The organism is Polycladidibacter hongkongensis, from assembly GCF_001561995.1.
In the GTDB taxonomy this organism is placed as follows: domain Bacteria; phylum Pseudomonadota; class Alphaproteobacteria; order Rhizobiales; family Stappiaceae; genus Pseudovibrio; species Pseudovibrio hongkongensis.
In genome coordinates this window covers 1-12594 of record NZ_LLWC01000025.1, presented here as the reverse complement: position 1 = coordinate 12594, position 12594 = coordinate 1, and the positions used below count along the sequence as shown (strand labels likewise).

Annotated in this window: 9 protein-coding genes; 6 read left to right on the top strand and 3 right to left on the bottom strand. The window is 55.1% G+C overall.

Annotated elements, in window-relative coordinates; all coding sequences use genetic code 11:
• Positions 1-167: 167 nt before the first annotated feature.
• Positions 168-3392: a 4Fe-4S double cluster binding domain-containing protein gene (locus tag AYK82_RS12890; protein WP_068316493.1), complete on the bottom strand. Its 3225-nt coding sequence runs from the start codon at positions 3390-3392 to the stop codon at positions 168-170.
• A gap of 129 nt (positions 3393-3521) precedes the next feature.
• Positions 3522-4118 (bottom strand): TetR/AcrR family transcriptional regulator, encoded by a 597-nt coding sequence (locus AYK82_RS12885; protein WP_068316491.1) that lies wholly within the window; start codon positions 4116-4118, stop codon positions 3522-3524.
• A 179-nt stretch (positions 4119-4297) separates the two neighbouring features.
• Between AYK82_RS12885 and AYK82_RS12880 the strand changes: the two genes are divergently transcribed.
• The 6 genes from AYK82_RS12880 (at position 4298) to AYK82_RS12855 (ending at position 12040) form a co-directional block, all read left to right on the top strand.
• Positions 4298-5446: an isovaleryl-CoA dehydrogenase gene (locus tag AYK82_RS12880; RefSeq protein ID WP_482811861.1), complete on the top strand. Its 1149-nt coding sequence runs from the start codon at positions 4298-4300 to the stop codon at positions 5444-5446.
• Positions 5446-7053 (top strand): carboxyl transferase domain-containing protein, encoded by a 1608-nt coding sequence (locus AYK82_RS12875; RefSeq protein WP_068316489.1) that lies wholly within the window; start codon positions 5446-5448, stop codon positions 7051-7053. The genes AYK82_RS12880 and AYK82_RS12875 overlap by 1 nt, the downstream gene beginning before the upstream one ends.
• A 10-nt stretch (positions 7054-7063) precedes the next feature.
• Complete coding sequence (locus AYK82_RS12870) at positions 7064-9058, top strand: acetyl/propionyl/methylcrotonyl-CoA carboxylase subunit alpha (protein ID WP_068316487.1); 1995 nt, start codon at positions 7064-7066, stop codon at positions 9056-9058.
• On the top strand, positions 9055-9921 hold the full coding sequence (locus AYK82_RS12865) for a hydroxymethylglutaryl-CoA lyase (protein ID WP_068316484.1): 867 nt from the start codon (positions 9055-9057) through the stop codon (positions 9919-9921). Before AYK82_RS12870 ends, AYK82_RS12865 begins: the two co-directional genes overlap by 4 nt.
• Entirely contained in the window at positions 9911-10729 is an 819-nt protein-coding gene (locus AYK82_RS12860) for an enoyl-CoA hydratase-related protein (protein WP_068316478.1), read from the top strand. Before AYK82_RS12865 ends, AYK82_RS12860 begins: the two co-directional genes overlap by 11 nt.
• A 78-nt stretch (positions 10730-10807) precedes the next feature.
• Positions 10808-12040 carry an MFS transporter gene (locus AYK82_RS12855; protein WP_068316476.1) on the top strand — a complete coding sequence of 411 codons (1233 nt, stop codon included), beginning with the start codon at positions 10808-10810 and terminating at the stop codon, positions 12038-12040.
• 312 nt (positions 12041-12352) lie between these two features.
• Here AYK82_RS12855 and AYK82_RS12845 read toward each other — a convergent pair.
• The coding region (locus AYK82_RS12845; protein ID WP_156453361.1) for an integrase core domain-containing protein at positions 12353-12594 on the bottom strand (242 nt) is incomplete at its 5' end.

Here is a 12594-nt window from a genome sequence, read left to right as displayed (position 1 = left end):
CGGGAAAACTTTAATGCCCTAATTCAAAACAACCCCGCGTATATCACTAACACCCAAACAAAACACCCAAAAACCCCAAAAACAGGCCAATCAGAGCCAGCTCCCACCCCCAAAATACCCCAAAAGTTAACCAGAAATTAATATGAACAAGCAGGAATTAATTCAGTTTAGGGTCGTGAGATGTTGAGAACTGCGCCTTCATGTAGCGGCCGAGAACAACAAAGAATAATTTTGCTTTGCCGCTCTGCCGCTGACAGCACGAAATCGCGATGCTCAATCGGGACAGAACCATCGTGATGCGCAGCGCACACACCGCAAATCCCGTCCGAACATTTGGTTGGAACAGTGATTCCAGCTGAGTTTAGAGCGCTCGCCGCATCAACCTCTGCGGTGACTTTAATAGGATCACCCCTGCCAGATACATGAATTGCAAAATTGAAGTTTTCGTATTCCGGCTGCTCAGGCGGTGAGAAATACTCTTTATGCAAAGACGCCTCCGACCAGCCTTGCTGCGTGGCTGCTTCCAACACCGCTTGCATATATCCGTCTGATCCGCAGGTGTAGATATGTGCTCCCTGCTTTGGCACCTGCAGTATGCTTGGGAGGTCGGCGCGACTGCCCTCCTCAGAAATGTGCATAAAGAGATTTTGTGCCCACGGGGCTGCTTGCATCTCTTCAAGGAAAGCCGCCTCCTCTCGCGTACGCGTAGAGTAGTGCAGTTCGAAACTTCGCCCAAGCGTATGGAGCCGGTGCGCCATGGCAATAAACGGCGTAATACCAATACCGCCACCGAACATGATGGTGTGGCTGGCATCTTCATGCAGCGGAAAATGATTGTGCGGCTTGGAGATAAAAATCTTGCGGCCTTCGGTAAAGATGCGGTGCATGAGCATGGAGCCACCGCGACCGCTTGCTTCCTTTTGCACGCCGAGAACATAGCTTTTTGGCTTGGCTGGATCACTGGCCAGGGAATATTGGCGCAAGTATTCAGGGGCGATAACAACATCGATATGCGCCCCTGCTGCGAAGGTTGGCAACTGCTCGCCTTTCGCGGATGTAAACTCATAGCGCGCGATATCTCTAGAGAGAAATTCCACCTTGCTTACCTCTACCATAATTACTGGCGCATTTTTCGCATCTACCTTGTATTGGGGCACAAGGCCTTCTGTTTGCCCAGATGCAAGGCGCGCTTTGTGCTCTTGCGGGCTTAGCATTTGCTGATACGCGCGAATACCCGCCTCCCGATCCATCGGGAATGGATAAGGATAGGGATGTGGCGCCAAATGCGCTGGGTAAACGGCAAGGGTTTGATCCTCGAAGCGGAGGTCCAATTCTGTTTGCAACTCCCGCGCATTCACTTGCTTGGCCTGTCGGTAGCCTTGTGCAGGGGACCCCTCCAGATCCCACCACCATTTCTTGACTGGATTGATACTGCCATTGCCAAGCGTGTCATCCAGCTTGGCCAAAAGCGGTGCACTTTGGGGGAACTGCATCGCCGTCCAGTGGAACGGTTTTTCTGCAAATATGCCCTCCAAGTTCCACGGGCAGGTTTTCATACATCGGCCACATAGGGCCCCGGCAGGCTGGCTTACGCGGTAGCGAGCGCATTTTTCGCTGTCTGATTTCCAGATCTCGTAGCCATTAAACATGCGTTTTGGCCCGGCGGTTATGGCGCCGCTTGGGCACTCCCGGGCACATTTGTTACAGGATTCACAAAAACGCTGTAGGCCGAAATCAATAGGCTGATCATGCGCCAGTGGCATATCCGTAGTGATGGCTCCAGATTTCAACCGCGGGCCCAAATACGGATTAAGAATGACCTCGCCAATCCGGCTCACCTCGCCAAGACCGGACAACAGCAAAAGAGGTGGCTGTAACACCTCGCCGTCAACAGCGGAGTGCACGCGCGCCGCATACCCCAATGAGCGGATGTGCGCTGCAACGATATCACCAATCAACGATGTTCTCAGATAGGCCCGCATGGACTGTGCCCCAGAGATCCAATCGTCGCCGCTGGCGCCCTCCATGGTTTCATGCCCTTGATCTACGAGAATCGAGATGGCGTTAGGGTGATACGGGGTAATTTCTCGCCCACCCGCATCATGGGAATAGTAAGCATAATCAGGACAATCGGATATACCCACCGCATCGCAGCCAAGAAAATAAAGGGCGGCCTTTACATTCTGCGCGTTCTTAAGCGGATCGCTGGCACTTGGATGCTTTGCCTCTGCCTTATCTCCATCTTGGCGCAGGATGAGCGCACCCAGCGCCCGCCTTGCACAAAAGCTCATCGGGTTTTTGGAAATGAACGCCCCACCCTTGGCCGCATCTTGCAAGGGCTTGCCCATGTCTCCGAAAAGCGCGCGGGCAAACATATCCGCCCGTTTTGGCACTCGCGGCACGCGAGGCGCATCAATCAGCGTGGTTGGCTTTACAACACGCTTGATCTTTTCAAAGGGGAAGGCCCCTTGATAAAACCGCCTGTTTTCATAGGGCTTCCTGTTCCATGCATTCTTGTAGGTGCTGGCCCCCAACTGCCAAGAAGGGCCAAAGGCTTTCCACCGATCCGCTAAATTTCGCGGAGCAAGTGGTGCATCGGGCGCCAACTCCAACGTTGTTGTTATCGCCGCAAGGGAGAACTCTGAACCGATAAAGGGGTTGGCAAGCGCGCCGCCTTCTTGGCGCTCTACTAGGCCGGAGGCGAGCGCCAATTGAGCAAGGTTCACATCTGTGCTGGAAGCTGTGTGCGCCCGTGCCTCTACACCCAGCAAGCGCAGATAGGACGCGAGAACAACAGCCGTTTCAGCAGCGCGGATGGCAGAGCGCGCCGGATTACAGCCATGTATCCACTCGCCGCCCGGCTCGCCGGGGTCTGGCGCGCGGGGGTGCTCGACAGCCACGATGAGCGCATCGGTGTGGTGGGGGATCGGCTGTGGTGCGGTTTTCGCTGCTTCGCGCAGGTCCGCCAAAACCATGTCAATGCCAGAGGCAAGCGTTTTGGGCTGAAAGGTTTGCAGCTCAAATGCCAACTGCGCTAGCTCTGGATTGTGCACCGGCTCTTGCAAATACATATCCTTGGTGATCTTGCAGGTGCCCATCAGTGTGGCATCAAAGAAATAACCCGCCGCCTTCAAATGATCTGCCCGCTCCTGCGGGTCTTTTGGAATTTCGGAGAGGTTCGGGGCGACATTGCCCTCGCGAATTGCATCCAGCAAGGAGGCGACACAGGCAATTGAATTGCTCAAGGAAAGCGGGTTCTGCGCATCTGCATAACTGAGCGCCTTTGGCGGCGGAACGGGCGGCAGTGCTACAGCGGAGCTGGTACGCGGCAAACGCTCCATCGGATAGCCACCCAGATGCACAGGGCGATTTTTATATGAAAATAGGCGCATGGCTCTCCCCAACCTTGCTTGGCACTGTGGCTTTGACCACTATTGATTGGGGTAAGACTAGCTGAAATTTAATGGGTTTGTAAGTGAGCTATACGGTTAGGAACCTTGAATTCATCCCGTTCAGCACTTCTACTTGGAGGCGGCAACACCCCGCATAACGAGCGCTATGTGCTCGTTAATTATCTCCTCAATCGAAAGGCGTCCCTTTGGGTTGTACCAGAAGCACACGCCGGTAAGCATGGCAAGAATCGCATAGGCAGCGACTTCCAGCTCATTTATGGCGAACGCTCCCTCATTTCGCCCGTGCTCGAGTATAGCGATGAGCTGCTCTTCATAGGAGCGGCGCTTGGTAACCACTTGAGCGTGGGCCTCGCCCTGCAAAGAACGTAGCTCCAAGTTTGCAAGGATGACATCCGTACGGCGTTCGATATGGTAGCGGATATGGAAGGCGACAAACGCCTCCAGCTTCCGCGTAGCAGTGGCATGCCGAGGCACTGCCTTTTGGCAAGCCGTCAGTAGCTGGCCCATATGTTCTAGCATCAAGCTTTGCAGCAGCTCGTCTTTGCTTTTAATATACCGATAGATTGATGCTGGTTGCAGCCCGACCTCGGCGGCCAGCTGGCGCAGAGTCATAGCTTCAAAACCGTGTGATACGATTAGTTTTTTTGCGGTTTGCCAAATGGCAGCCTGCGTATCTTTGCCAATTGAGCCTTTGGTTCTTGCCATTTCTTCTCTTAACTACCCATTACTTTTCGCGCTGACCTATTCCAAGGTTTGATTGCAGCTTAACTGTTCTGCCTTATATAATCAAACGTACGTTCGTTTAATTGCAGATTATTTGTGTTGGCAGTTACGCCCGGCTGTGGCGTTAAAGCGGGAGGCTTTTGGGGATGTTCAGCAACAGTTTGAGTTTTGGCTTGGGCGAAGAGATTGATGCCCTGCGCGAGATGACTCAGCGATGGGCGCAAGAGAAGTTGGCACCACGGGCTGAGCAAATTGATGCAACCAACACGTTTGCTGCGGATTTATGGCCACAGTTGGGAGAGCTGGGCCTGCTGGGCGTCACTGCAGACCCAGACTATGGTGGCTCTGGCATGGGGTATCTGGCGCATGTGGTGGCGGTAGAGGAGATTTCCCGCGCTTCGGCCTCTATCGGCCTTTCTTATGGGGCACATTCAAACTTGTGCGTGAACCAGATCAACCGGCATGGCACGCCCGAACAAAAAGCAAAGTATCTACCGAAACTATGCAGCGGCGAACATATTGGCGCGCTGGCCATGTCAGAACCGGGGGCGGGATCGGACGTCGTCAGCATGCGGCTGCGGGCAGAGAAGCGCGGCGATCATTACGTTTTGAATGGCAACAAAATGTGGATCACCAACGGGCCGGATGCGCACACGCTGGTGGTATACGCCAAAACCGACCCCGAGGACGGGTCGCGTGGCATCACAGCCTTTATTATCGAGCGCGGCTTTGCCGGGTTTTCGACAGCGCAGAAGCTCGACAAGTTGGGTATGCGCGGTTCCAATACATGCGAGCTGGTGTTTGAAGATTGCATGGTGCCGGAAGAGAATGTGCTGGGGCAACTGGGCGGCGGTGTGCGGGTGCTGATGTCGGGCCTAGATTATGAGCGCGTGGTGCTTTCCGGCGGGCCACTTGGCATTATGGCGGCGGCGCTGGATGTGGTGATGCCGTATATTCACGAGCGCAAGCAATTTGGCCAAGCCATTGGCGAATTTCAGCTGATGCAAGGCAAGATCGCCGATATGTACGCCACCACCAATGCTTGCCGCGCCTATGTTTATGCAGTGGCGCAGGCATGTGATCGCGGTGAGACAACGCGTAAGGATGCGGCGGGCTGCATTTTATACTCAGCCGAAAAAGCAACGCAGGTGGCACTTGAAGCACTGCAAAGCCTTGGTGGCAATGGTTATATCAACGAGTACCCAACAGGCCGCCTTGTGCGAGATGCCAAGCTTTATGAAATCGGCGCGGGTACCTCGGAAATCCGCCGCATACTCATCGGGCGCGAGCTCTTCAAGGAAACCGCATAATGAGTGTGCTTGGATCAACCCTAGGCGCAGCATCGCCCGACTACGCGGCAAATGAGGAAGCGCATTTGGCCGCAATAGCCGAGATCGAGACTGCCAGCGCACTGGCTGTGGCAGGTGGTGGCGAAGAAGCGCGCGCCCGGCACGAAGGGCGCGGTAAGATACTACCACGCGAGCGGGTGGCGCGGCTGCTGGATCCCGGCTCACCGTTTTTAGAGGTGGGGCAGTTTGCAGCCCATGGCATGTATGAGGGCGCGTGTCCCGCTGCAGGGATGATTGCTGGCATCGGCCGCATAGAGGGCCAAGAATGCATGGTGCTGGCCAATGATGCCACAGTGAAGGGCGGCACCTACTTCCCGCTCTCCGTAAAGAAGCATTTGCGGGCGCAAGAGATTGCGTGGGAAAACCGCCTACCCTGTATCTATCTTGTAGATTCTGGCGGGGCAAATCTGCCACAGCAAGACGAAGTTTTTCCAGACAAAGAGCATTTTGGCCGTATCTTCTTTAATCAAGCCACCATGTCCGCCGAGGGCATCGCCCAGATTGCGGTGGTGATGGGGTCGTGCACCGCAGGTGGTGCCTATGTGCCTGCCATGTGCGATGAAACCATTATCGTGCGCGAACAGGGAACAATCTTCCTTGCCGGTCCGCCGCTGGTAAAAGCAGCAACGGGCGAAGTGGTGAGCGCGGAAGATCTCGGCGGCGGCGATGTGCACACGCGCCTGTCCGGTGTGGCCGATGTGCTCGCGCGTGATGACGCTCACGCTTTGGCCCTAGCGCGGCAAGCTGTGCGCAATTTAAACCGGCGCAAGCCCGAGCAGTTAGCGCGAGCCCAAGCACAAGAACCGCTCTATGACCCTGCAGAGCTGCTGGGTGTTGTGCCTGCGGACCTCAAAACACCCTATGATGTACGCGAGGTGATTGCCCGCATCACCGACGGCTCGCGCTTTGACGAATTTAAGGCGCGCTATGGTACCACTTTGGTCACCGGCTTTGCGCATCTCTATGGCATGCCGGTGGGCATTGTCGCCAATAACGGCATTCTATTTTCCGAGGCTGCGCTGAAAGGTGTGCATTTTGTAGAGCTGTGCTGTCAACGCAAAATCCCGCTGATTTTCCTACAAAACATTACCGGATTTATGGTGGGGCAGAAATACGAGGCGGGCGGTATCGCCAAGGATGGCGCCAAGCTGGTGACAGCGGTGGCTTGCGCCAAAGTACCCAAACTCACTGTAATCATTGGTGGCTCGTTTGGCGCGGGCAATTATGGCATGTGCGGGCGGGCGTACTCGCCGCGCTTTTTATGGACATGGCCGAATTCCCGCATTTCTGTCATGGGCGGGGCGCAGGCGGCCGGCGTGCTGGCGACGGTGCGCCGCGATGGAATCGAGCGCAAGGGTGGCACGTGGAGCGCCGCAGATGAAGAGGCCTTCAAGGCCCCTATTGTGGCTCAGTTTGAAGAGCAAGGGCATCCGCTTTATGCCTCTGCCCGCCTTTGGGATGACGGGGTGATTGACCCGCGCAAAACGCGCGAGGTGCTCGGCCTATCCTTAGCCGCTTGCCTGAATGCCCCCATTGAAGACACGCGCTTTGGCGTATTCAGAATGTAGGAGCGCGGAGATGTTCAGCAAAATCCTGATTGCAAATCGTGGTGAGATTGCCTGCCGCATTGCCCGCACCGCCAAGGCACAAGGCATTTCTGTTGTAGCGGTGTACTCTGATGCGGATGAAAACGCGCTGCATGTGGCCATGGCAGATGAGGCCTATCACATTGGTGGCTCTGCCGTGGGTGAGAGCTATCTCAACATTGAGCGGATCATAGCCGCAGCACTCGCCAGTGGTGCACAGGCTATCCACCCCGGATACGGTTTTCTCTCTGAAAATCCGGCGTTTGTGGAGGCAGTGGAAGCGGCCGGACTGACGTTTATCGGCCCGCCTGCTAGCGCGATCCGCGCCATGGGGCTGAAAGATGCCGCCAAAGCGTTAATGGCCCGCTCGGGTGTGCCGGTGGTACCGGGCTACCATGGCGAGAGACAAGATACAGAATTCCTCGCCGAGCAGGCCTTACAGATCGGCTATCCGGTGCTGATCAAGGCCCGCGCGGGCGGTGGCGGCAAAGGCATGCGCAAAGTGGAGCTCGCGGATGATTTTCATGAGGCTTTGCTAAGTGCCCAGCGTGAAGGCCTTGCCAGCTTTGGTGATGGGCATGTGCTGATAGAGAAGTACATCGCCAACCCACGCCATGTGGAAGTGCAGGTATTTGCCGATTCCCATGGTAACGCGGTGCATTTGTTCGAAAGGGATTGTTCGCTACAGCGGCGCCACCAAAAGGTGATTGAGGAAGCGCCCGCCCCCGGCATGAGCGCTGAGATGCGAGAAGCCATGGGCGCTGCTGCTGTAAAAGCCGCGCAAGCGGTGGGCTATGAAGGGGCTGGCACAGTCGAGTTTATCTGCGATAGCTCAAATGGGCTACAGCCAGACAAGTTTTGGTTTATGGAGATGAACACCCGCTTGCAAGTGGAACATCCGGTGACCGAGGCCATCACGGGCGAAGATCTGGTGTTGTGGCAGTTGCAAGTGGCAGCAGGCGGCCCTTTGCCAAAAAGGCAGGACGCACTGCAAATGCGCGGCCACAGCTTTGAGGCGCGTCTTTATGCAGAAGATCCAGCAAACAACTTTCTGCCAGCCATTGGCGAGATTGCGGCTCTTAACTTACCCTTTGAATTGGCGCGAGTGGATAGCGGGGTACGTGCTGGTGATAGCATTACTCCCTACTACGACCCGATGATCGCCAAGATAATTGTGCATGGAAATAACCGTGCCAGCGCACTTGCCAAGCTGCAAGCGGCCCTTGCCACAACGAAGATAGATGGCACAACCACCAACGCAGCGTTTTTGTTTCGCCTATCACAACAGCCCGAGTATGTGGCAGGCGAAATGGATACCTTGCTTATTGACCGCGAGCTCGAGAGCCTCACCCGGCCGGCAAAGCCGACATCTCTCATAATCGCGCTCGCTGCCATTGCCGAGCTGGGTTTGCTACAAGATCAAGCCGGACAAGATGCAAAAGAGCCGTTTGCATCGCTCACCGGCTGGCGGCACTTTGGGCCAGCAACACAGCATTGCCATTTGCAATGGGGCGATGAGCTGCTTGATGTCGCGCTCGGCATTCTTGCGGCAAATCGCTTTACCGCTGCGATTGGGGATGAGCATATTGAGCTACAAATCTTCGCCAAGGAAGGCGAAAACCTGCGCGTAATGAGCCAAGGGCAGCAAAGGACCTTCCGCGTTTCACAACATAGAACGCGCATTTCAGTTGCATGCGAGGCAGAGCACTACGCTTTCACTGCGCTTGACCAATTAACTGCCGAGGACGACAGCACAGAGGCTGGCAATAGCATTTGCGCTGCCATGCCAGGGCTTGTTTTGGCGGTGCAAGTGGCGGCAGGCGATACCGTGCAAGCGGGGCAAACGCTGGTGATTAGCGAAGCTATGAAGATGGAACATGCGCTCAAAGCCCCGCGAGATGGCGTGGTGGCCAGCGTGCATGTGGCAGAGGGCGCACAAGTCAATGAGGGTCAACTGCTGCTTTCCCTAGAGGAGGTTGTAGCATGAGCAAGCAAGTTAAAATCGTCGAGATGGGGCCTCGTGATGGCTTGCAGAACGAAAAACAAATCATTCCGACCGCGGCTAAAATCGAGCTTATCAACCTGTTGTCTGCTTGCGGCTATGAAAAAATAGAGGCAACTAGTTTCGTCTCGCCCAAATGGGTGCCGCAGTTGGCCGATGCTGCGCAAGTCATGGCGGGCATCACTCGCAAGAAAGGGGTGAAGTACACAGCCCTCACCCCAAATATGCGCGGCTATGAGGGGGCAAGGGCAGCGGGTGCTGATGAGGTGGCCATTTTTGGCTCGGCCTCTGAGGGGTTCAGTCAGGCCAACATCAACTGCTCCGTTGATGAAGCGTTTGCTCGGTTTGAGCCAGTGATTGCGCAGGCAAAGGCCGATGGCATACCGGTGCGTGGATATGTTTCCTGCGTTATCGCCTGTCCGTATGACGGGCCGACACCTGCCGAGCAGGTGGCTAAGGTAACACGGCAATTACTGGATATGGGCTGCTATGAGATATCGCTTGGAGATACGATTGGTGCTGGCACACCAGCAACAACAGAATCAATGCTGAAGGCCGTGCTGAAAACATGTGATGCAGCACAATTAGCCGGTCATTTTCATGATACGGGAGATCGAGCTCTGGCAAACGTGGAAGCATCACTCAACCTTGGATTGCGTACATATGATGCAGCCATAAGTGGTCTAGGAGGTTGCCCCTATGCCCCGGGGGCCAAAGGAAACGTTAGCAGCTTAAGTCTATTAGACCTGTTTGATCGTTTGGGTTATTCTTGTGACCTAGACAGAGATTCTATGCGAAGAGCAGAGGAATACACCAATAAATTGCAGGATCGAGAATTTGAGCTTTGAAACATTGCAAGTCGAGCGTGCGGACAACGGTATCACGCAGGTTACATTAAACCGCCCAGATAAGAGAAATGCGATTAACGCCCAGATGATGGACGAGCTGGTGCAGCTGTTCACCGAGTTGGCAGCGGAGGAAACAACACGTGTTGTGGTGCTGACCGGATCCGGTCGTACGTTTTGCTCCGGCGGAGATTTGCAATGGATGCAATTGCAGGCGCGCAATGATCGCAATGTAAAAATCGCAGAGGCGAAGCGTTTGGCTGACATGCTACAGGTGCTTGACAGCTTCCCGAAACCTTTGATCGGCCGGGTGAATGGGCCAGCATTTGGTGGTGGTGTCGGTCTTTTGTGTGTGTGTGATATCGTTGTTGCCAATGACGAAAGCCGGTTTGCCTTAACCGAAACCAAGCTCGGCCTCATTCCTGCGACCATTGGGCCCTATGTGGTTCGGCGCATTGGCGAGGGTAATGCGCGGCAGATGTTTATGAGTGGCAAATCGCTCAGCGCGCAAGATGCGCTGCGCATGGGCATTGTCAGTTACACCGTAAATATTCGCCAATTGCGAGACAAGGTGCTGGAAGAAGCAGAGGCTTTTTTAAAATGCATGCCCGGCGCGGTCAGCGAGGCAAAAGCCTTGTGTCAGCATCTGGCCCGCAGCCCGTTTGAAGGGCAGGTAGAACACACCCTCGAGAAGCTGGCAGACCGGTGGGAGAGCGAGGAAGCGCAAAAAGCGATAACACAGTTCTTTGCAAGACTTGCGGTAAAAGACGAGGAAACACAAAAGCAAGTGGTTCAAGACGCACCGGAATAGCCTTTTTAACAGGATCGTGTTTTACATGGACGAGAGGTGTTGCTACACCCCTATGACCAATTATCGACTGAGTCATGCATGTCCCGCCCAACACGGTTTCAAGATACGGCAAAACGCCCTTGGCATACGCTGATGTTTATTGGCGGTGTTGCCCTGCTTAATGCAATTGGCGCAGGGCTTGCCATACCCGTTATGCCTGGTTTGGTCGCCGAGCTGAGTGGGCGGACCATTGCTGAAGCAGCGGTGCTTGGCGGCTATATCGCGGCGCTTTATGCGGCTATGCAGTTTCTCTTTGGTGCTGCTTTTGGCGCTTTGTCCGACAGGTTCGGCCGCCGACCAGTATTACTAGTCTCGCTTGCAGTGCTGGTGGTTGATTATCTCATCATGACCTTTACCAATAGTCTGCTGGTGCTGTTTGCCGGACGACTTGTGGCCGGTGCCGCCAGCGCTACATATGCGGCGGCTTATGCGGCGGTTGCCGACATTTCTGGTAGCCGAAGCCGGGCACAGCGTTTTGGCATGGTTGGTGCCTGTATCGGCGCCGGGTTTGTGTTTGGTCCGGTGCTTGGGGGTTTCTTAGGCGAGATTGGGCTACGCTTGCCGTTTTACGTTGCCGCGGTGCTTATGGCTCTTTCGCTCACATACGGGGCCTTCTACATGCCAGAAACACTGTCCCAATCTCGACGACGACCCTTCTTAGTCGCGCGGGCCAACCCCATTGGGGCGCTCAGGCAAATGGCGCAGATTCCAAGCATGGGCTTGTTTCTCACTGCATTGTTTTTTTTCCAATTGGCCAACCACGCCTACACCGCTATATGGCCCTATTTCACCATTGAGGTTTATGGCTGGTCGAGCGCGCAAGTCGGGCTGTCGCTTGCCGTGGTCGGGCTTGGATTTTCCAGCGTTAAAGGCGGCCTTATCCGCTATGCAGTGCCGCGACATGGGGAGGCACGCACAGCACTTGTGGGCTTTGTGTTTGCGGCGCTGGCTTTGTTCGGCTTTGCCTTTGCCAGCTCCGGGTTTGTTGCCGCGCTGCTCTTGCCCGTGGCTGTCATTGGTGCGCTGGTTCCACCGGCCATCAACGGGCTTATGAGTTGTTTTTTGCCCGTAAATCAGCAAGGGGCGCTTCAAGGCGCGGTGTCGAGCTTGTTTGGGCTGGCCATGGTTTTGTCGACATTGCTGATGACGCAGAGCTTTACTTTTGTGATGGAAACCGGATTGGCGCCTGCGGGCACCCCATTCTTTTTGGCGGGCGTTATAATGCTGGTGGGTCTCGCTGTGTTTCTAGGCGCAATCTGGAGAAACCGTTAAGTTTTTGCAGTGTTGATTGTACCTCCGCATTCCAGCACGTTTAGCCCCGCCGCGCAGCGGCTCTCGGCCCCCGGCAGGGCTTTTAGCTGAAGGGCTTGCTCACAAAAATGTTCAATCGCTGCCTTGGTACTTTGTGCCTTGGTGAAACAACATTTGCCAGCATGGATTAGCGGTGCTTTTCTGCCTCCTCCAAACTGAACTGCGGCGGGTGTTTGTCGCGGGCAGTTTATAGGCGAGCAAATAAACATCCTCAGCAAGAGGAAGCAGCTGCGCCTCTACGACTTTGTATTGACCCAGCAATTTCTGCTCAAGTTATGCTGCTAATTTGTATGCCTCGTTAGGTGTCTTCATTGCAAGAGCCTGATGAGGCCTCAAGCCATTATAAAACGTAACCCAATCAGCAATGGTTCGGCTGGCATGGATTAGGCTTTCGAAGCGCTGGCGGTGAACGCATTGCTCCTTTAGCGACCGGATCAATCGTTCCATCATGCCGTTCTGCTGCGGACAATATGGTGTGATGAACTCTTGGCGCAGACCGTAGCTTCGGACCAGGG